Origin of the sequence: Mitsuaria sp. GD03876, assembly GCF_029840635.1 — a bacterium.
Lineage (GTDB): Bacteria > Pseudomonadota > Gammaproteobacteria > Burkholderiales > Burkholderiaceae_C > Roseateles.
The window spans coordinates 1-20,130 of the sequence record NZ_JAOCCU010000059.1; the positions used below are offsets into that span (position 1 = coordinate 1).

The window sequence follows — 20,130 nt, forward strand, 5'->3', positions numbered from 1 at the left end:
CCAGGGCCGCCAGGGCGACGGGGTGAAGGGGGATCGTGGGTGAGGACCGCATGCCGGGGGGGCTCCATCCTGGTTGGCTGCGAACAGCGGGCGCTGCAAGCGTAGGACGGCCCCCGGCGGCGGTTTTTCTCCCGCGCACCGGTCTTTTGTGCTGGCTGCTCGTTCTAGGGAAAACGACAGGCCGCCGGCCTCAGCCCGGCGGCGGCGCCAGCGCCACGTCCAGCGCGGCGCGGTGGCGCTGGTACTCGCGCGGCGACATGCCGGTGGCGGCGCGGAAGGCGGCGGTGAAGCTGCTCTGGTGCTCGTAGCCGATCTGCTCGGCGATCTCGCCGATCGACAGGTGCGCCATCAGCAGCAGTTGCTGGGCCTCGAGCATGCGGCGCTCGACGCAGTAGTCGTGCATGGTCGTGCGGAAGGTCGCGCGGAACACCGCCGCCAGCTTGTTGCGGTTGGTGCCCAGCTGCTGGGCCAGCGCCGGCACGGCGGGCGGCCGGGCGTACTCGCGGTCCAGCACGTCGCGCGCCGCGTAGGCCAGGTCCACGTCGCGCTGGCGGGCCGACTGGCTGCCGGCGAACTGCGGCGTGCGCCAGGCCGCGTCCAGCGTCAGCGCGACCAGTTCCCGCAGCTTGCCCACGGCGAAGAGCTCCAGCAGCCGGCCGTCGCGCGGCGGGTCGGTCATCAGCGCGATCAGCTGCGCCAGCCGCGCGTCCAGCGGCAGCGTGATCAGGCGGCCCGCGGCGGCGGTGCCGCGCAGCGCGTCGCGCAGCGTCTCGGGCACGGCGTCCTCGGACAGGCCGAAGCGGGAGAGGAAGCTCGTCGCCTCGAAGAAGGCGAGCACGCCGTGGAAGCGCTGCTGGCCGGCGGTGTCCATGCGCAGTTCCGCGCCGACCGGCACGAAGGTCAGCACGATCTCCGGCCGGTTGAACAGCATCGGCGGCAGGCCGGGCACGGCATAGGCGGTGTCGCTGGTCAGCGAGGCGCGCAGCACCAGCAGCGGCTGGTCGACGATGAAGTGCAGCCGGGCGTCCTCGGGCAGCACCCAGTTGCTGAGCTGCAACCGCAGCGCGTGGTCCACGAACAGCGAGACCTGCGAGCCCGAGCCGCCGATCGCCTGCGCGTGGGTGCGGAAGACGCGGGGCGCCAGCGGCTCGACGATGCCGGCCTCGACGTGCGCGCGCAGCGACTGCTCGTTCTCCCAGAGCTCGGAGACCTTGACCATGCCGGTGGGCCAGCGGTTGCGGTCGGGGGAAAGCGGGCGCGCGGTCGTCATGAGGCGCGCAGCCTATCAAACCTTGGGCCGGATCCTGCGGTGTCCCCACAGCAGCAGCGCGCCCAGGGCCAGCACCGCCAGGCCGACGACGGCGCCGGCGCTGACGTACACGACGCTGGACCACAGCACGTAGGCGCTGCAGGCGACGAACGCCGCCGGCAGCACCGGGTACAGCGGCACGCGGAAGGGCCGCGGCTGCTCCGGCGCGCGGCGGCGCAGCACGATCACGGCCAGGCCGCTGAGCGTCATGAAGCACCAGTACACCGGCGACAGGTAGTCCACCATCGTCGAGAAGCCGCCGCGCGTGGCCGCGCCGAAGGCCACCAGCGCCAGCGCCATCGCGCTGGTGGCCAGCACCGCGACGGTCGGCGTGCCGCGCCGGCCGTTCCAGCGCGCGAGCTGCCATTGCGCGGCCAGGTCGCGGGCCGCGGCGTAGGTGGTGCGCGGCCCGGCGATCAGGATCGCGTTCATCACCGACAGCGCGGTCAGCGTCACCACGCCGACCATCGCGAGCTCCGCGCCGCGGCCGAAGGCCACGCGCATCGTGTCGGCGGCCGGCGCCGCGCTGGCGGCCAGGCCCGCCAGGCCGAGCACGCGCACGTAGGCCCAGTTGGCCAGCAGGTACAGCGCCGTCACCGCGCCCAGGCCCAGCAGCAGCGCCTTGACGATGCCGCGGCGCGGGTCCTTCATCTCGGCCGACAGCGTGGCCGCGTCGCTCCAGCCGCCATAGGCGAGGAACACGAACACCATCGCCGTGCCCCAGGCCACCGGCGTGGCGCCCGCGGTGGCCGGCGCCGCCGCCGGGTGCCCCAGCCACTGCTGCGAGCCGGCGGCCGCGCCGAGCAGCAGCAGGCCCGCGACGACCAGCGAGGTCAGGCCCACCTGCGTGCCCAGGCCCACGCGCACGCCCAGCAGGTTCAGCGCGGTCAGCCCGGCGATCAGGCCGGCGGCGAGCCAGGCGCTGGCGTGCTCGCCCAGCCACGGCCGCAGGTCGACCGCCTGCGTCAGGTAGTCGCCGAAGACGAAACCCAGCAGCGCCATCGAGCCGGTGTGGATGACCGCGAAGCGGGACCAGGCGAACAGGAAACCGAGCCGCGCGCCGAAGGCGCGGCGCAGGAAGTGGTAGTCGCCGCCGGCGTCCGGGAAGGCGGCGGCCAGCTCCGCGAAACACAGGCCGCCGACCAGCGACAGCACGCCGCCCAGCGCCCAGGCCAGGTAGAGCTGCGCCGGCGTGTCCAGCGACTGCGCCACCATCGGCGAGGTCTTGAAGATGCCCGCGCCGACTACCATGCCGACGCACAGCGCCATCGCATGGCGGACATCGAGGATCCGTTGTGGCAGGGCCGGCGCGCCGTCGTGCGCGGCATCGATCCCGGCGAGCGGCGACGCGGTGGACGCCGTCGCGGCAGCGGGCTGGCCGGCAGCGGGCGGCGTGGCAGCGGGCTGGGCGGCGGGCTGGGCGGTGTCGCCAGTGGAAACGGTCATCGAGGAGCCTTGCGCGCGGATCGGCGGAAACGAGGGGAAGAGCGTCGCTGTCGGCCCGGGTGCCCTGGCAGACCTGGTGGACCGGGCAGACCGGGTGCACCGGGCAGACCGGGCGAACCGCGTGCACCGAACGGGCGACCCGCGATGCTACGGGCCGCCAAGCGCGCCGCGCGCGCTTCGTCGCGGCGCCGCGACGGCATGAGCTTATGCGGCAGTCGTCTGAGCCGGAATGCGGGTTTGCGGGGTCCGGCTCGCTAGGCTCGCGGCTCCCTTCGACTCGCACGACCGCGCCCGAGACCCATGCCGACGCTCCGCCCCACCGCCCTCGCCTCGCTGACCCTGCTGCTCGGGGCCGCTCCCGCGTTCTCGCAGACCGTCGCCGACCGCGCGGCCGACGCATCGGCCACGTCCTCCTCGCCGCTGAGCCCGGTGCTGGTCACCGGCACCCGCGCGCGGGACCGCACGCTGGCCGACAGCCAGGTGCCGGTGGACGTGCTCGACCGCGAGGCGCTGCTGCGCGCCGCCGGCCCCGACGGCACGCTGGCCGCGGCGCTGCAGGCGCTGCTGCCGTCGTTCAACTTCCCGCGCCAGTCCAACTCCGGCGGCGCGGACCACGTGCGCGCGGCGCAACTGCGCGGGCTGTCGCCGGACCAGGTGCTGGTGCTGGTCAACGGCAAGCGGCGCCATGCGTCGGCGCTGGTGAACCTCGAGTCGAAGACCGGCAAGGGCACGAACCCGGTCGACTTCAACACGATCCCGCTCTCGGCGGTGCAGCGCATCGAGGTCGTGCGCGACGGCGCCGGCGCGCAATAAGGCTCCGACGCGATCGCCGGCGTCGTCAACGTGATCCTCGACGACCGGCGCGCCGGCGGCGAGCTCAGCGCCGAGGCCGGCCTGTTCCACACCGACTTCGCGCCCACCGGCCGCCGCCTCAACGACGGCCAGACGCAGACGGCGAGCCTGACGCAGGGCTGGGCGATCGGCGAGCGCGGCTTCCTGCGCGCCGGCCTCGAGGGCCTGCGCCGCGCCGCGACCAACCGCAGCGGCCTGGACCAGTTGCCGCCCTGGGAGGACGCGACGCCCGACAACCTGGCCACCGTCGGCCGGCGCAACTACGCCGCCGGCGAGCCCGCGACCCGCCAGTGGCAGGCCTTCTTCAACGGCGCGCTCGACCTCGCGCCAGACCGCCAGCTCTATGCCTTCGGCACCTGGCAGCAGCGGCGCTCGACCGGCGCCGCGTACTACCGCTACCCGGACAGCGCCGCCAACCTGAAGGCCCTCCACCCCGACGGCTACCGGCCGAGCACCACCGGCGACAACCGCGACCTGCAGCTGGTCGCCGGCCTGCGCGGCGCCTGGGCCGACTGGGACTACGACCTGTCGCTGGACCTGGGACGCAACGACTTCGACTACGGCGTGCGGGACTCGCTGAACACCTCGCTCGGCGCGGCGAGCCCGACGGTCTTCCACCTCGGCGACTTCGGCAGCCGGCTCGCGGCGCTCAACCTCGACCTCAGCCGGCCGGTGACGATCCCCGGGCTCGCCCGGCCCGCGACGCTCGCCGTCGGCCTCGACGCGCGCCATGAGCGCTTCGTCACCGGCGCCGGCGACGCGGCCTCCTACGCGGTCGGCCCCTTCGACGGCCCGGCCGGCGCGCAGGCGGGCCCGGGCCTGCAGCCGCAGGACGCCACCCGCCTGTCGCGCCGCGTGGTCGGCGCCTACGTCGACCTGAGCGCCTCGCTGACCCGCGACTGGCAGGCCGAGGCGGCGCTGCGCCACGACCACTACGACGACTTCGGCAACGCCACGACCGCGAAGCTGTCGTCGCGGCTCGCGCTGGCCGAAGGTATCGCGCTGCGCGGCGCGGTGTCGAGCAACTTCCGCGCGCCGTCGCTGGCGCAGCGCGGCTTCAGCTTCACCGTGACCGACCGCGGCGACGGCGGCGGCCTCAGCCAGATCCGCACGCTGCCCGTGGACAGCCCGATCGCGCGTTTCCTCGGCGCGCGCGACCTGAAGGCGGAGCGCTCGCGCAACGCGAGCCTGGGCCTGACCTGGCAGCCCGACCGCCACTGGTCGGCCTCGCTGGACACCTACGCGATCCGGGTCAAGGACCGCGTCACGCTGTCGCAGCGGATCGGCGGCGACGGCCTGTCGCAAGCGCTCGAGGCGCGCTTCGGCGTCGCCGGCATCGACGGCGTCAACTTCTTCACCAACGCGCTGGACACGCGCACCCGCGGCGTCGACCTCGTGACCGGCTGGAACGGCGCGGCGCTGGGCGGCGAGCTGCGGCTGTCCTGGGCCGCCTCGTTCAGCAAGACCACCGTGCGGCCGCACGCGGACGCCAACGTGGGCCTGGAGGAATCGAACACGCTGACCGACGCCGCGCCCCGCCAGCGGCACCTGCTCAGCGCGCAGTGGTCCCGCGGCGGCTGGACGCTGCAGTCGCGCCTGACGCGCCACGGAAGCACGACGCGGGTGTTCGACTTCGGCGACGGTTTCGCGCCGTCGCAGACCTACGCAGCGGTCTGGCAACTGGACCTGGAGGCGCAATGGCAGGCGACCCGCGCGTTGAGCCTCGCCCTGGGCGCGATCAACGCGACCGACCGCTATCCGAGCCGCTCGATCCCGGACATCGCCTACTTCGGCAACTTCCCCTACGACGTGCTGTCGCCGGTCGGCTTCAACGGCGCCTACGTCTACGCGCGGGCGACGCTGCGCTTCTGAGCGCCGCCGCGGCGCTCCAGGCCGTGCGCCAGCCGCGACAGGCCGAAGCACAGCAGGAAGTAGCTCGCGGCCAGCGCGCCGTACACCGCCACCGGCTGCACCAGCACCTGCGCGTTGATCTGGCCGGCGATGAAGGACAGCTCGGACAAGCCGATGATGGTGCCCAGCGAGGTCTGCTTCACCGTCGAGGCCAGCTGGTTCACCACCGACGGCAGCATGTGGCGCAGCGCCTGCGGCAGCAGCACCAGACGCAGCGCCTGGCCGCGCGTCAGGCCCAGCGCCTGCGCCGCCTGCAGCTGCCCGCGCGGCAGCGCCTGCAGCCCGGCGCGCACGATCTCCGCCAGGTAGGCGGCGTCGAAGACGACCAGCGCCGCCAGCATCGTCGCGAACTGGCCGGTCTTGTGGCCGGTGACGCTGGGCAGGAAGAAATAGGCCCAGAACACCACCATCAGCAGCGGCGTGCCGCGCACGACGAAGACCCAGCCGCCGACCGGCCAGCGCAGCCACGCGCGCGGGCTGATGCGCGCGACGCCCAGCAGCACGCCCAGCGGCAACGCCAGCGCCATGCCCAGCAGCGCCAGCAGCACCGTCAGCGCCAGGCCGCCCAGCGGGCCGCGCGGGTACTGGCCGACCAGCGCGTACAGCCAGTAGACGTCGACCATCTCGACGAGGCTCATCGAGGGAACTCCAAAGAGAAAGGGAAAGGGAGAAGGGAAGCGGCGGAACGGCGGGCCGGCGGCGCGCGGTCCGCGGATCGCCGGGAGCGCCGCGCGACCTGGCCGTGGCGCGTCACCGCGAGGCGGCGCGCACCGGAAAGCGCCACTGGTACAGCGCACCCGCGGCGGTGATCAGCAGCGACACGCCGAGGTAGACCACCGTCGCGGCCAGGAAGGTCTCGAAGCCGCGGAAGCTCGCGGACTCGACGCGCTGCGCCTGCGTCATCAGCTCCGCCGCGCCGATCACGCTGGCGATGCTGGTGTTCTTCCAGAGGTTCAGCGTCTGCGAGATCAGCGGCGGCACGGTCGCGCGCAGCGCCTGCGGCAGCACGATCCAGCGCAGCGACGCGCCCCAGCCCATGCCCAGCGAGCGCGCCGCCAGCCATTGGCCGTCGGGCACCGCGCGCAGCCCGGAGCGGATGTCCTCCGCCAGGAAGGCCGTCGTGTAGACGACCAGCCCCGCCACCGCGGCGGCGGCCTCGATGTGGCCCTCGTAGAGCCAGGCCTTGGGCCCGTCGGGCAGCAGCTCGGGCACGGCGAAGTACCAGAACAGCAGATGGGCCAGCAGCGGGATGTTGCGCACCGCCTCGACGTAGGACCAGGCCAGCGCCGACAGCGCCCGCCACGGCGACAGCCGCATCAGCGCCACGCCGACCGCCAGCGGCAGCGCCAGCAGCAGCGACACCGCGGTCAACTGCAGCGACAGCCGCACGCCGGCGGCCAGCCAGGACAGGAACTGGCCGTGGAGGACCACGGCCACGTCGATCGACGGCATGCGGCGTCAGGCGGACGTCGTCGGGCGGACCGCGGTCCGGACCGATCCCGGGGCGATCACCCCTGCACCTGGTCGCTGTCGATCTTGAAGTCGCGCGTCGGGAACTTCAGCCGCGTGGCCGGGCCGTACCACTTGACGAAGAGCTGGTGCGCGGCGCCGCTGGCCTCGAGCTCGCGCAGCGCGGCGTCGACCTGCGCCTTCAGGCCCTTCTCGCCCTTGCGCAGGCCCAGCGCCAGCGGCTCCACGCTGAGGTTGGCGGCCAGGATGCGGTACTGCGCCGAGGCCGGGCCGAGCTTGGCGAACTGGTCCAGCAGCGACACCTCGTCGTTGACGAACGCGACGCCCTTGCCCTGCTGCAGCGCCTGGAAGGCCTGCGGGCCGGTGTCGAAGGTGACGACCTCCACCGACGGCACCGCCTTGCGGATGTTGGGCTCCTGCGTGCCGCCCTTGATGGTCACCACCTTGCGGCCGGCGAGCTGCTCTAGCGACTGGATGCCGCTGTCCTTCTTCACCAGCACCTTCTGGCCGGTGACGAAGGTGGTCAGCGAGAAGTCGATGACCGCCTCGCGCTCCTTGTTGTGGGTGAGGCTGGCGGCCAGCAGGTCGACCTGGCCCTGCTGCAGCTCGGGGATGCGCGCGGCCACGGCCAGCTGCTTCAGGCGCAGCTTGACGCCGAGCTTGTCCGCGATGGCCTTGGCCAGGTCGACCTCGTAGCCGACGATCTCGCGCGTCTTCGGGTCGATGAAGCTGTTGGGCTCGTCGGTGCCCAGCACGCCGACCACCAGCTCGCCGCGCTGCTTCACGTCGGCGAGCTGATCGGCATGCGCCACGCCCAGCATCGCGGCGGTGGTGGCGAGGATCAGGAGGGTGCGGCGGGTCAGGCTGTGCGTCATGGCGGCGCGTCCGGAGGACGGGAAGTGGTGATGGGCCGCCAGCGTAGGGACGCGCCGCGGGCGGACCAACGAAGCGATGGGCATATGCATGCGCGCGAATCGCGCGCGATCGGCGGCCGCTCCGATGGTTCGCGCGCTGGCGCCTCCGACCGAGGCGCGGCATGCTCACGCGCATGTCGACCCTTCCAAGCACCGTGCCGGTGATCGGCCTCTCTCCATTTCTCCACGACGGCGAGGACGCCGCGACGCGCGCGGCGCGGCGCGAGGTCGCCGCGCGATTGGGCGAGGCCTGCCGCGCGCATGGCTTCTTCTATCTCCGCGACCATGGCCTCGATCCGGCGCTGCTGGCGCGGATGGAGGCGCTGGCGCGCGCCTTCTTCGCGCTGCCTGAGGCGGACAAGCAGTCGGTGGCGATGACGCGGGGCGGGCGGGCCTGGCGCGGCTGGTTCCGCACCGGCGGGGAGCTGACCTCCGGACGCCCTGACTGGAAGGAAGGCCTGTACCTGGGCCAGGAGCTGCCGGCCGACGACGCGCGCGTGCGCGCCGGCTGGCCGCTGCACGGTGCCAACCAGTGGCCGCGCGACGACGCCCTGCCCGGCTTCGCGAGCACGACGCTGGCCTACCTCGACGCCGTCACCGCGATCGGCCAGCGCGTGCTGCGCGCGATCGCGCTGAGCCTGGACCTGGCGGAGGACTACTTCGCCGCGCGCTACACCGCCGATCCGCTGGTGCTGCTGCGCTTGTTCAACTACCCGTCGGTCGCGCCGGCCGCCGCGGGCGGCACCGACGCCGCCGAGGCCGAAGGCGCCGCCTGGGGCGTGGGCGAGCACACCGACTACGGCCTGCTCACGCTGCTGTACCAGGACGCCACCGGCGGGCTGCAGATCCGCGGTCGCGACGGCTGGATCGACGCGCCGCCGATCCCCGGCACGCTGGTCTGCAACATCGGCGACATGCTGGACCTGATCACCGGCGGGCTGTACCGCAGCACGCCGCACCGCGTGCGGTTGAACCGCAGCGGCCGCGACCGGCTGTCGATCCCGCTGTTCCTCGATCCCGGCTTCGAAGCGCGCGTGGAGCGCATCGCCGGCCTGAGCGCGCCGGACGACGACAGCGACGCGCGCTGGGACCGGCGCAACGTGCATGCGTTCGGCGGCACCTACGGCGAGTACCTGCTCGCCAAGGTCGGACAGGTGTTCCCGGATCTCGGCGCGTCGGTGCTGCCGTGAGGGCCGCGTCCCCGCGGCCCTGAACGAACGCGCTCCGGACGCCGCCGCTCAGCGCCGCGCGTCCAGCGGCACCGCCGCGGTCTCCACGAAGATCGACGGGCGGAAGCCCTCGCCGCCGCCGCTGGGCACCTTGCCGGCCTCGGAGGCCAGCACCTCGATCGCGCGGGCCGACATCGGCTTGGCGAACAGGAATCCCTGGAGCTCGTCGCAGCCCATGGCCACGAGCTGGTCGCGCTGCGCCGCCGTCTCCACGCCCTCGGCCACGACCTTCAGGTGCAGCACGCGCGCCATCTCGATGACCGCGCGCGCGATCGCCTGCGCCTCGACGCTGGTGGCCACGTCGGCGACGAAGGCCCGGTCGATCTTGAGTTCCTGCGCCGGCAGCTGGCGCAGCGCCGCCAGGCTCGAGTAGCCGGTACCGAAGTCGTCGATGGACACATGCACGCCCAGCGCGCCCAGCCGCTTGAAGGCGCGTCCGGTCGCGGCGGTGTGCTCCATCGCGACGGACTCGGTGATCTCGCAGGTGAAGCGCTCCGGGCGCAGCCGGTGGCGCTTGAGGCCCTTCTCGAGCCGGGAGATGAAGTCGTCCGAGCGCATCTGGTAGCCCGACACATTGATCGCGACCCGCATCCGCAGGCCCATCTCACGCCAGCGCGCGGCCTGCGCCAGCGCGGTGTCGCCGACCCAGTCGCCGATGGTCTCGATCAGGCCGTAGCGCTCGGCCACCGGGATGAAACGCGCCGGGCTGACCATGCCCAGCGTCGGATGGCGCCAGCGCAGCAGCGCCTCCACGCCGGTGACCTGCAGCGTGCCGGCGTCCATCTTGGGCTGGTACAGCAGCTCGAGTTCCTTGTTGCGGATCGCCTCGCGCAGCTCGCGCGCCAGCGTCAGTTCCTCGCGCAGCTCCTCCTCCTGCACCGCGTCGAAGAACGCATGGCCGTTGCCGCCCAGGCGCTTGACCGAGCGCATCGCCGTCTGCGCGCGCCGGATCAGCCGGATCGACCCGCCGTGCTCCGGCGACATCGCCACGCCGACCGACAGCCCCACCCGCAGCGGCGTCGCGCCGACGACGACCGGTTCGGTCAGCGCCTCCAGCACCTGGCGCACCAGCGCGTCGGTCTGGCCGGCGGGCACCTCGCTCCAGAGGGCGAATTCATCCCCCGCCAGCCGCCCCACCAGGGCGCGCTTGCCCCCGATCTGGCGCAGCCGTTCGGCGGTGCGCACCAGCAGGTGGTCGCCGTTGGCCTTGCCGTGCTCGTCGTTGACCAGCCGGAAGCCGTCCAGCCCGATGTAGAGCAGGCAGCCCTCGCCGGCGCGGCGCTGCAGCGCCTCGAGCGCGGTGGCGAACTCGTCCTCGAAGCGGCGCGAGGTGGGCAACCCGGTCAGGCGGTCGCGCGCGCGGCGCCGGCCCGCGCGCGCCAGCCGGCCCTGGACCGCCATCAGCAGGACCAGCGTCAGCGCGACGCCCAGCAGGACGCCCAGGAGCACCCACAACACGGTCAAGACAAGGCTCCGGCTGCGACAAGGGAGGAAGTTCGGATGCTAGGCGTTACGCCGGCGTTCGTGCGCTCTCAGCACTGGAATGGGGGGACACGTGTTGCGGGCCGGCGTGACCGGGTGCACGCGGTGAAGGCCGTGCCGGGACATCGCACAGCCGGGCGGGTCGTAGGTGGAAACCCCATGCGTCCGGTCGTGTCAGCACGATGTCAGCCGGGGACAATGCGCGCTGTTTTTTTGTATCAAAACAGCGTCCATCCTGGTCACGAGCCCGGAGCCGGGCGCGGCAACGGACAACCGGAAAGATCGAGCAAAGCATGGCGCTTCAGCATTTGACCGACGAGCAGGTGCAGACCTGGTCGCGCGCGCAGAAGGACGAGTGGTGGTTCAAGAACGTCTATCGCGGCGACATGGCGCAGCTCTCGCTGCGATCGGGCTTCACCGGCTTCATGCTGGGCGGCATCCTGGCGGCGACCTCGCTGTACATCGGCGGCAAGACCGGGATCAGCGTCGGGGTCGGGTTGACCTCGGTGATCCTGGCCTTCGCGATGTTCCGCATCTTCGCCACGCTGGGCTGGGCCAAGGACTACACGATCCTGGAGAACAACTGCACGCAGTCGATCGCGACGGCCGCGGGCTACGTGGTCTCGCCGCTGTTCTCGTCGCTGGCGGCGTACATGCTGTTCGTGGACCACATCGTGCCGTGGTGGCAGATGATGATCTGGATGGTCCTGATCGCGGTGCTGGGCGTGCTGGTGGCCTTCCCGATGAAGCGGCGCTTCATCAACGAGGACCAGCTGCCCTTCCCTGAGGGCCGCGCCTGCGGCGTGGTGCTGGACTCGCTGTACACCGGCGAGGGCGGCGAAGGCATCTACAAGGCCAAGCTGCTGGCCAAGGTGGCCGGCGGCGCGGCGCTGTACCAGGCGGTGATCAGCGACGGCTGGATGAAGCTGCTGCAGTTCAAGCTGCTGCGCATGGACAAGTGGGCCGGCATGACCGAGCCCTGGACCTTCCACGAGCGGCTGGACGAGTACTACTACGGCCTGGCGGCCAAGGCCGAGATCTGGATCCCGAAGATCCTGGGCACCGACATCCGGGCGCTGGGCCTTCGGCTGACGCTGGACGCGGCGATGCTGGGCGTGGGCGGGCTGATGGGCATCGCGGTGGCGACGAGCTGCCTGCTGGGCGCGTTCGTGAACTTCGTGGTGCTGGCGCCGATCATGATCCAGGCCGGCGACATCGTGCAGCGCGTGAGCGCCACGGGCGCGCCGATCCCGATCTCGCGCGCGGAGATCGTCAACCAGTGGTCGATGTGGTGGGGCGTGGCGATGATGGTCGCGGGCTCGCTGACGACGCTGCTGGCCAAGCCCGACCTGTTCGTGGCGGTGTTCAAGTCCTTCCGCCGCAAGCCGGGCCAGGCGAGCAACGGGTCGGACCTGCTCAAGGGCATCGAGGTGCCGCTGTGGATCTCCTTCGTCGGCGTGCCGGTGCTGGGGGTGCTGTCGTCGTACGTGGCGCACCTGTTCTTCGGCGTGCCGATGGTGATGGCGCTGATCTCGCTGCCGCTGATCTTCGTGCTGACGGTGATCTGCACGAACTCGATGGCGCTGACCTCGTGGACGCCCACGGGCGCGCTGTCCAAGATCACGCAGTTCACGATGGGCGCGATCGACCGGGCCAATCCGGCGTCCAACCTGATCCCCGCGGGCATGACCTCGGAGATCTCGTCCAACGCGGCCAACCTGCTGAGCGACATCAAGCCGGGCTACATGCTGGGCGGCAAGCCGCGTCACCAGGCGATCGGTCACGTGATCGGCGTGGTGGCGGGGGTGCTGTTCTGCGTGCCGCTGTTCTTCCTGCTGTTCGTGCCGAAGAACGCGGAGGGCCTGCGCTCGACGTCGACGATCATTTCCGAGCAATTCTCGATGCCGGCGGCGGTGCAGTGGCGCGGCGTGGCGGAGATCATCGCCAACGGGCTGCACAGCCTGCCGTCGTCGGCGCTGATCACGATGGCGGTGGCGGCGGTGTGCGCGGTGGGGATCGAGCTGATCAAGATGGCGACGAAGGGCAAGTTCCCGCTGTCGTCGGTGGCGATCGGGCTGGGCGTGGTGCTGCCGCCGGAGTCGACCTTCGCGATGTGGGTGGGCGCGATGATCTTCTTCGTGATGGGCAAGGTCTACAAGACGCCGGGCACGGCGGGCTGGAAGCGCTGGGTGGATGGGTGCGAGCCGATCTGCGCGGGGCTGATCTCGGGCGCGGCGCTGATGGGCATCGGCAACGCGATCGTGAACGTGCTGATCTGAGTTTCAGATCATCGACAGTCGATCGGCGAACCGATCGATGTCGAACCTGTGCCTGACCGCTGGTGACGGCGGATCGCATGGCACAATTCGGGCCCTTCGCAGGCGTGGGAACGCGGGCGAAGGGCCCGAAGTCCTTTCAGGACATCGCGGGCGTCGGTTCACCGACATCAGTCTGCCCGTAGCTCAACTGGATAGAGCAGCTGCCTTCTAAGCAGCAGGTCGGGGGTTCGAGTCCCTCCGGGCAGGCCAGCTTGCTGTTGGCGAGGTTGGGCCGCTTGGGGCGACCTCAGTTTTTTCCGTTCGACCGAAACGACATCCGCGTCATGACCGACAGGCGTGAGGTGGTCTTGGCGACGTCCGGAGGGAAGCGTTCGAATGGGGCGAGTTGGCGCAGCAACTCGATGGCTCGGACGGATAGATGGATCGAGTCCGAGCGCTCGATGCTCAGATGAAGGATCTCGCCTTCGGAAGACAGCTCGAGTTGGATCAGCACGTCGCCGTATACAGGCTTGCCACCGACTTGCGGCACCTCGAGTGATCCGGCGTCTTCGATCCGCTGGCGCTGCCGCGCGTAGTAGGCGCGGATCTCCGGAGAGCTCTGCGGCGACAAGACATGCGAGCGGCCAGCGTTCTCATCCGCGATGCGGCCTTCGATCTCGGCGAGCATGCGTTCGAAGCGGAGGCGAAGCTCCACGCCCTGCGGGCCTGGCGCGCGTTGGCGCAGAAGCGCCAGCTGCTCCTTGATCTGGTTGATCAGGCGGGTTTGCTCGTCCTTGAGGGCGACGATCTCGCGGGCGGTTTCGGTTGGGTCGCTGGTGGCCTGGGATGGTGGTTCGACCGCGTGTGCCGCGGTCGCGCATGCCAGGAGCGTCGCAGAGATCACCACGCGGCAGACCCCGTATGGAGCGAGCCGCACTCCCCTCATCAACTCCTCAAATGCCATCGACGCGTCCTCGCGTGTCCCCGACCAACGAGCCGCGATGCTAGCGGGCGGGAGGCTCAAGCGACCACTGGATGTCATCGCCCCAACCGATGAGGTCGAACCACACCGAGCACGGCCGATTGGGGTCGGTGGTCCCGGCGACAACGGAGCATAGATGGCAAAAGGCGAAAAACGATTCAGAAGCGCTTGAGAGCGTGACCGCGGGTGCGTAGGTCGACAGCTTCTAAACAGCCCGCTTCGACTGGTGCGAGACCGATGATGGAGCCCCACCCGCAGCGACGGGGCTTCAACGAAGTCTTCAAGATGCGCCTTCGGCTGATGTTGCCTATCCCCGTGCCAAGGCAGGAGCGTGAGCATCGATGGAGACGGATCATGGAGCACCGCTGGCTCCGGTCGGCAGCTTCACCTGATCACCGGTCGCTCGGCCACGGCGCAGCCGTGACGCCATCGCGAATGTCCGCTCTTGCCGGCGCGACAGTCGCACCTCTCTTCGGCGCGGCGAATTGAGGCGCTGGCCATGAGCCGGTCGAAGAGCCGCGACGTCAATGATCGATCCAGCCGACGTGATTCATGGAGAAGTATTGGCTGACGCTTGGCCATCACGTCAGCTGAAACGGGACTCCCACCTAGAATCTGGGGGCAATTTCCAATTGGACGGCTATGGCAGACGACGGGCAACTTTTTGTCTTGTGCGACACCAATGTCGGTGCGCGTGATGCGCACCTTTTTCGCAAGAAGGGTGGGCCGCTTCTCATTGACATGCTCCGCGCCAAGAAAGCAAAGCTTTTGGTGCCCGAGATCCTGCGTGCCGAGTACATCAAGCAATTCACCATCGCTGGCGACGAAGCCTTACAAAAGACGGTGAAAGAGGTTGATAGGTTGAAAACGCTCTGCGGGTTCGACCTATTCGGGTTGCTGCCAAAGGCGCAGTTTGGAATCGCGCAGGCCCGTGAGATCTTGGATCAGCTTGACGATGTCATCCATGTCGTTCCCACGACGGACGCGCTCAAAATCGCCGCGTCCGACCGCTCCATGGAGGGTCGGCGACCGACGTCGAAGTCCGACCACGGCTACAAGGATTGCCTCATCTGGGAAAGCGTTTTGACGCTGCCCCCGGGTTCCGAAGTGATATTTGTGACTCGCGATGAGGTTGGCTTCTTCGAAAAAGACGTGCTCGCCCCCAGCCTTGGCAAGGAAGCCGTGGCCAAGGGGCTGAAACTGACTGCGTTCAGAACTACCGAGACGAATGGCGTGTCGCCAGTTGTCGATGCGCTGAAGGCTCGATTTGCGGACCTCGCTTCAATGCGCACCACTGACGTGTTGATGGGGGACCATCCCATAGTCCAGGCGTACATGAGAAATGAGCGCGCCGCGCCAGTTTTGCCGGTGACGTCCGCAGAGGTGTTGCTGCAGCCGGAAGTCCAGCCCGACATGCTGCAGGCTTTGCTTACAGCTCGTACGAGACACCTGAGCCTTCTGGACATCAAGGCCCTTGGGTTCGTCGGATTTTTGGAACGGGCTGCTAAACAGCAGGCCGTCGACCTGCTCGTGCAGTCCGGCGCCACCACAGACGCGGCGCGCAACGCTCTGGAACGTTTGGCGTTGGCTGGGCTGATACGAGACACCGGTCACAACTACCTAGCCGTCAAAGGCGAGTTGCTGGAGAAGGCGGTGCAGCAGGCTGAGACTGAAATGATTAAGCTCACGGGCTTCGGAGGCTGAAATCGTGGAGCGCGCTACCCGCATCAAAGTTCTTGAACGCCTGGCTCAATCAACCACACCGGCCGCCGATGAGGCGATTAAACGCGCATGTGAGCAGGCAATCACAAGCCTCGCAAACGGCGTCGATTACGAAACCCTTGAGTTCAGTCTCGATATGCTGCTCACAGTGGGATTTCGGCGCAGCAATGAGGTCGTAGCCGCTGCGGACGCCTTTCTTCGCACGATTGAAACCCGCTCGCTGGCCTATACAGATGAGCAAGGGGAGCAGCTAGCGGCGCTGTCCAAATATCGCAACGCTCAGAGGTTAATGACCAAAGCCATCGACCTACTCAACGCATTGCGCTACCTGGAAACTCCAACCGTTGTTGACAGCCTGCTGTGGGCATCGACGCACAAAGAAGAGTCGGTGCGCAAAGCGGCATTTTCAGATTTGGGCGCCGTAGCCAAGTACAACATCTCGGTTTACTTCGGCGACGGGGCAGCTAGAGGCATCGGCTCAGCGCCTCAAACCTTGGTGATTGAGACCCTAGAAAATAAGGATGACGAGTACCTGAAGCAACACTTGCGCGGCGTGCTTACCCTCCTAGAGGCCCTTCTGTCGACATCCATGGAATCGACGAAGTGGTCGTCTAGCGGTGTGACATTGTCTCAAGCGATAGCTCCTGCTCACAAGGGTGTTGTAGCCGTCCGCACGCGAAGCATTGCGTTGGTGAAGAAGCTATATCGGCTAGTCGAGACAAAGTCTCAGAAGCTGTCTGTCATCAGGGCAATGAACTCGGCAGCTCGGGGAGATAGCAGGGGCGCTGTCGACAAAGATTTTGCGGAGATGATTTCCGCGAACGCTCAGGAGGTCTTGCGGTTCTTTGGCGACGTCGCCAAAGAGGAGGACGACCTGCAGATCATTCAGAAGCTCGAACATGACAGCTACTGGATTTACTTTCACACTTCATCGACGGAGGTGAAGGCCGTTGCGCTTGAGGTTAAGGCGATCATTGACGCCAACGCAGAGTACGGTGTCTATAAGACTCTCGTTGGCTTCGAAGGGATATTCGGCGATTGGACCAAGGACCGCAAAGACGAGTCCTTCACGCTCGGTTCGAAGGATTGGAGGGTAGCGCAGTCAAAGGTCTTGGCCGCACAGGTTCCAGCCGATGGCTTCGATGTGTGGCGCGCTCGAATCTTGAGGTTTGCTCAGACTGAGTCCAACGACTTGGCCACATTTCCTGTCTTCTATGAGTTCCTTACCGAGGTTGCAGCGTCGTACCCCGACTTCGGCTTTGAACTGCTAACCCAGCATGCTGATCCACTGTCTCGGTTCCTCATACCTTTGCTCCGGGGTATCTGGGGCGGAGACAAAAAGGCGCAGCTCCTCCCTCTGATGACAAGGTGGATAGATGAGGCTTCTGAGAAGGAGACGTCGTTTCTGATCGCCTGCGCAAAGGTCTTCCTGTCGACCAAGGATATTGACTTCGACATCCTCGATAGGATTCTCGATAAGGCGACCCGCCTTCGCGACACTTTTGTCGTCCGCCAGGTTGCAACGGTGGCCGTTGGTAGGTCCAATTCTGGGGCCCGGAAGGCGGACCTGAAGACGCTCTTCCTGCGTGCCCTATCGCGCTTGACCGACCTTGGAGATGCGGGCTGGGTTCAAGAGATTTGGTACAGAAAGGAAGCGACGGAGATGGTCGGCGAGTTCTCGCCTGAAGAGCGCCGTGAGGTGCTGAAAAACCTGCGCCTTTTGCCAAAGATTGACTATCAGGCAGAAGACGTACTGGCAGCTATCGCAGAGCGAGAGCCTGGTGTGGTTGTTGAGTACCTGTGCGACCGACTCTATAACCCCAACGCAGTCCCCGCCGCAGTTGCCGACGACTACGAGGAGTTGCCGTACCAGTTCCACACACTACAGGACAGCCTTTCCAAGGACCCAAAGGCGGTTGTCGCAGAGGTCATGGACCGCTACTCGACTGATGAGTCGCTCTTTGAGTTCAGGGGTGCAAAGCTGCTGCAGGCCATCTTTCCTCATTTCTCTGAGGGCTTCCAAGCAGAACTCGTTCGCCTCGTTCGAAATGGTGGCGAAAAGGATATTGCATTTGTCGCTGGCGTGTTACGAGCATACGGCGGAGAGGCATTCATCCAGCCTGTTGCGAAGGAACTCATAAAGCAATTGCCCCGAAGCAGTCCACTCATCAACGAGGTAGAGATCGCGCTGATGAGCACAGGTGTAGTGTCGGGCGAGTATGGGATGGCAGAGGCCTACGACAAGAAGCGTAGCGAGATCCTTGAATGGCTTCAGGACCCCGACGAACGCGTCCGTAGCTTTACTGCCAAATATGTCAACGAGCTCCAGGCCATGAGTGAGAGTGAGCGTCGTCGTGCAGACGAGTCCATTGCCGTTCGGAAGTTTCAGTACGGTGAAGAGTAGGAGTCTCCCTCAGGGGCTTAGACCGAAACCGCTGCAAACCGGCCGTTGGCCGCTTCAAAGAATGCCGATCAGCATCAACCGAGCGTGCACGTTCGCTGGTGCGCGCAAATGACCGTCTGCTCGCCGAGCGGATTCATATGCCCCCACCAGATCCTGAAGTTCGTTTGGACGCACGGCCGCATAGCATGTCGCCGATTCAAACCCAGCGCATGGCCAACCTCACCTTGCAAACCCCTCGCCTCGTCATCACGCCTCTGGTCGAAGCCGACCTTCCTTTGCTTGCTCCCGTGCTTTGGGACGAACGCGTCTACGCGCACATCGGCGGGCTGCCGGACGACGCGGGCGTCATCGCACTGGGACTTCAACGCGCCCTCGCCGGCCCACCGGCCGATCGCCCATCGGAGCGCTGGCTCAACTACGGCATGCGCCTGCACGGCAGCGAGTCGCTCATCGGCCGCCTCGAAGCCACGGTGCACGACGGCATTGCCGAAGTCGCTTTCCTGCTCGGCCCCACGCACTGGGGCCACGGCTACGCCGCCGAAGGCCTCGCGTGGCTGCATGACGAGCTGGCCCGCCTCCATCCCGAAGCCGAATGCTGGGCGACCACGCTGCCCGCCAACGCGCGCAGCAGCCGGCTGCTGACCCGCTGCGGCTACCTGCCCGTGGATCCCGCCTTGGCGCCCGCGTTGATGACCTACGACGACGGCGATCTCGTCTTCCGCCTCCCGGCGGCACCGCGCGGCTGAACCACCCTCGCCAGGCGCGACATCGCCGCCGCCCTCCTCACTCCATCGTGATGTAGTACACCCGCATATAGGTCGTATCCCCGGCCGAGTCGCCGCACATGCCCGACACCCGGACCATCCGCCCCGAGGACTTCGCCGACAGCGCGATCGCCGTCGCGATCTTGGCGCCGCTCCAGGACTCCGGCACGTAGGCGTAGCGCGCGTTCGGGCACCCCGTGGCTTGCCACCCGCCGTCTGCCACGAAGTACACCGCGCCGCCATCGCGCTGCGGCGTCATCTGGAAGTTGATCTCCTTGATCGCCCGCGCCGGGCTCACGGCGTCATAGGTCTCCGCCTTGGCGCCCGCGGCGCCCAGCAACAGGCCGGCCGTCAGCAACGCATGCATCGCGTGTTTCATGAAAGTCCCTCCCTGGGGTGATGTGGAGGGCGCATTCTCCAAGCGCGCGATGTCGTCGTGAAGAACGCGTTCACCCCCGCGGCGCTCAGCGCCCTTCCCGCCACCCCAGCACCCGAGCCGGCAGGAACAGGATCGCCTTGAGCAGCGCGAACACCGCCTCCACGCTCAGCCCGATCAGCCGGAACGGCAACGTCAGCAGCCACGCCAGCGGCCACAGCACCAGCGCGAGCAAGGCCAGCGGCCAGCACAGCACGAACAGCACGAGCCAGAACAGCCATCCGACGAATCCCATGATGAGCTCCTTGAAGGGGAACGCCGCGATCGAACGCCGCGGCCATCCGGCAGCCTAGTCGCCCGCCCCCGCCGGCGCACCGATCGCGCGACGGACGGAACCCTCGGCCTCCTGAAGCGCGACCGGCCGCCGCTCCTCACGAAACGGCGGCCGGCGCGGCCCCACGGCGGGGGCCAGGGCGTCGTGGACCGACGCCGATCAGCGCGTGCCGGCGCTGCAGCAGTACGCCAGCAGGAACGTGTCCTTGCTGCCGCTGCCGGTCACGGAGGCGCGCATCTCCGTGTTCAGCTTGGACATCGCCGCCGTGACCGGGTCCGGCCCCGACAGGCCGGCGGTGTTGAAGTCGTGCACGTCCAATTGCACGGTCTTGCCGTCCGCCGTCTTCGGCTTGGCCAGCGCGCGATCCTCGTTGGCGAACTTCTCCTCGCGCGTCGCGACCGCGCCGACCTTGCCTTTGCAGTAGCCGTGCGTGCCGGACATGATGTGGATCGTGTGGCCGTCCCCGCGCAGCTGCGCGGCGATCGTCTCCAGCGCCTTGGCCACGTCCTTGACGCTGCACGGGTCGTGGAAGCCCCAGATCTGCACGGCGGTCGGGGTGGCGGCGGTGATGTTCACAAGCGTGGGCATCGTGTCTCTCCTTGGATGAGGTGAAAGAAAACGCATCCGGCTCTGGATGCGCCCTCATTCCATGCCGCCCCGCCCCCGCGCGGAATCGG

Annotated in this window: 17 protein-coding genes and 1 tRNA gene; 8 read left to right on the forward strand and 10 right to left on the reverse strand. The window is 68.3% G+C overall.

Going from position 1 to position 20,130, the window contains the following annotated elements; genetic code table 11:
* Positions 1-190: 190 nt before the first annotated feature.
* Positions 191-1,270, reverse strand: a complete 1,080-nt coding sequence (locus N5D62_RS25305) for an AraC family transcriptional regulator (protein ID WP_279760788.1) — start codon at positions 1,268-1,270, stop codon at positions 191-193.
* A 15-nt stretch (positions 1,271-1,285) separates the two neighbouring features.
* On the reverse strand, positions 1,286-2,755 hold the full coding sequence (locus tag N5D62_RS25310) for an APC family permease (protein ID WP_279760789.1): 1,470 nt from the start codon (positions 2,753-2,755) through the stop codon (positions 1,286-1,288).
* Positions 2,756-3,055: 300 nt separating this feature from the next.
* Between N5D62_RS25310 and N5D62_RS25315 the strand changes: the two genes are divergently transcribed.
* Complete coding sequence (locus N5D62_RS25315; protein WP_279760792.1) at positions 3,056-3,568, forward strand: TonB-dependent receptor plug domain-containing protein; 513 nt, start codon at positions 3,056-3,058, stop codon at positions 3,566-3,568.
* 30 nt (positions 3,569-3,598) lie between these two features.
* The gene (locus tag N5D62_RS25320) at positions 3,599-5,479 is read left to right on the forward strand and encodes a TonB-dependent receptor (protein ID WP_279760794.1); all 1,881 of its coding nucleotides are present in this window, start codon (positions 3,599-3,601) and stop codon (positions 5,477-5,479) included.
* On the opposite strand, the gene N5D62_RS25325 is transcribed toward N5D62_RS25320, so the two are convergent.
* The 3 genes from N5D62_RS25325 to N5D62_RS25335 all read right to left on the reverse strand — a co-directional run bounded on the left by N5D62_RS25325 (position 5,452) and on the right by N5D62_RS25335 (position 7,809).
* The gene (locus N5D62_RS25325; protein ID WP_279760796.1) at positions 5,452-6,156 is read right to left on the reverse strand and encodes an amino acid ABC transporter permease; all 705 of its coding nucleotides are present in this window, start codon (positions 6,154-6,156) and stop codon (positions 5,452-5,454) included. The two genes, N5D62_RS25320 and N5D62_RS25325, sit on opposite strands and share 28 nt — an antisense overlap.
* A 112-nt stretch (positions 6,157-6,268) precedes the next feature.
* Complete coding sequence (locus tag N5D62_RS25330; RefSeq protein ID WP_279760797.1) at positions 6,269-6,970, reverse strand: amino acid ABC transporter permease; 702 nt, start codon at positions 6,968-6,970, stop codon at positions 6,269-6,271.
* Between the two features lie 56 nt (positions 6,971-7,026).
* Positions 7,027-7,809, reverse strand: coding sequence for an ABC transporter substrate-binding protein (locus tag N5D62_RS25335; RefSeq protein ID WP_279760828.1), 783 nt, complete (start codon positions 7,807-7,809; stop codon positions 7,027-7,029).
* 227 nt (positions 7,810-8,036) lie between these two features.
* On the opposite strand from N5D62_RS25335, the gene N5D62_RS25340 reads away from it, so the two are divergent.
* Entirely contained in the window at positions 8,037-9,092 is a 1,056-nt protein-coding gene (locus tag N5D62_RS25340; protein WP_279760798.1) for a 2-oxoglutarate and iron-dependent oxygenase domain-containing protein, read from the forward strand.
* A 48-nt stretch (positions 9,093-9,140) separates the two neighbouring features.
* Here the strand turns inward: N5D62_RS25340 and N5D62_RS25345 are convergent, their stop codons facing one another.
* On the reverse strand, positions 9,141-10,589 hold the full coding sequence (locus N5D62_RS25345) for a bifunctional diguanylate cyclase/phosphodiesterase (RefSeq protein ID WP_279760829.1): 1,449 nt from the start codon (positions 10,587-10,589) through the stop codon (positions 9,141-9,143).
* 317 nt (positions 10,590-10,906) lie between these two features.
* On the opposite strand from N5D62_RS25345, the gene N5D62_RS25350 reads away from it, so the two are divergent.
* Together N5D62_RS25350 and N5D62_RS25355 are read left to right on the forward strand one after the other, a co-directional pair.
* On the forward strand, positions 10,907-12,892 hold the full coding sequence (locus tag N5D62_RS25350) for an OPT/YSL family transporter (protein WP_279760799.1): 1,986 nt from the start codon (positions 10,907-10,909) through the stop codon (positions 12,890-12,892).
* A gap of 172 nt (positions 12,893-13,064) precedes the next feature.
* Positions 13,065-13,141 (forward strand) — tRNA-Arg (locus N5D62_RS25355).
* A gap of 37 nt (positions 13,142-13,178) precedes the next feature.
* Here N5D62_RS25355 and N5D62_RS25360 read toward each other — a convergent pair.
* Positions 13,179-13,835, reverse strand: a complete 657-nt coding sequence (locus N5D62_RS25360) for a hypothetical protein (protein ID WP_279760800.1) — start codon at positions 13,833-13,835, stop codon at positions 13,179-13,181.
* Positions 13,836-14,495: 660 nt separating this feature from the next.
* Here N5D62_RS25360 and N5D62_RS25365 point away from each other — a divergent pair.
* The 3 genes from N5D62_RS25365 to N5D62_RS25375 all read left to right on the forward strand — a co-directional run bounded on the left by N5D62_RS25365 (position 14,496) and on the right by N5D62_RS25375 (position 18,725).
* Positions 14,496-15,557 (forward strand): PIN domain-containing protein, encoded by a 1,062-nt coding sequence (locus N5D62_RS25365; protein WP_279760801.1) that lies wholly within the window; start codon positions 14,496-14,498, stop codon positions 15,555-15,557.
* A 4-nt stretch (positions 15,558-15,561) separates the two neighbouring features.
* Positions 15,562-17,979 (forward strand): hypothetical protein, encoded by a 2,418-nt coding sequence (locus N5D62_RS25370; protein ID WP_279760802.1) that lies wholly within the window; start codon positions 15,562-15,564, stop codon positions 17,977-17,979.
* A gap of 185 nt (positions 17,980-18,164) precedes the next feature.
* The gene (locus N5D62_RS25375) at positions 18,165-18,725 is read left to right on the forward strand and encodes a GNAT family N-acetyltransferase (RefSeq protein WP_279760803.1); all 561 of its coding nucleotides are present in this window, start codon (positions 18,165-18,167) and stop codon (positions 18,723-18,725) included.
* A 37-nt stretch (positions 18,726-18,762) separates the two neighbouring features.
* On the opposite strand, the gene N5D62_RS25380 is transcribed toward N5D62_RS25375, so the two are convergent.
* The 3 genes from N5D62_RS25380 to N5D62_RS25390 all read right to left on the reverse strand — a co-directional run bounded on the left by N5D62_RS25380 (position 18,763) and on the right by N5D62_RS25390 (position 20,041).
* Positions 18,763-19,122: a hypothetical protein gene (locus tag N5D62_RS25380; RefSeq protein WP_279760804.1), complete on the reverse strand. Its 360-nt coding sequence runs from the start codon at positions 19,120-19,122 to the stop codon at positions 18,763-18,765.
* 85 nt (positions 19,123-19,207) lie between these two features.
* Positions 19,208-19,414 (reverse strand): hypothetical protein, encoded by a 207-nt coding sequence (locus tag N5D62_RS25385; protein ID WP_279760805.1) that lies wholly within the window; start codon positions 19,412-19,414, stop codon positions 19,208-19,210.
* Between the two features lie 198 nt (positions 19,415-19,612).
* The gene (locus N5D62_RS25390; RefSeq protein WP_279760806.1) at positions 19,613-20,041 is read right to left on the reverse strand and encodes a hypothetical protein; all 429 of its coding nucleotides are present in this window, start codon (positions 20,039-20,041) and stop codon (positions 19,613-19,615) included.
* Between the last annotated feature and the right edge of the window lie 89 nt (positions 20,042-20,130).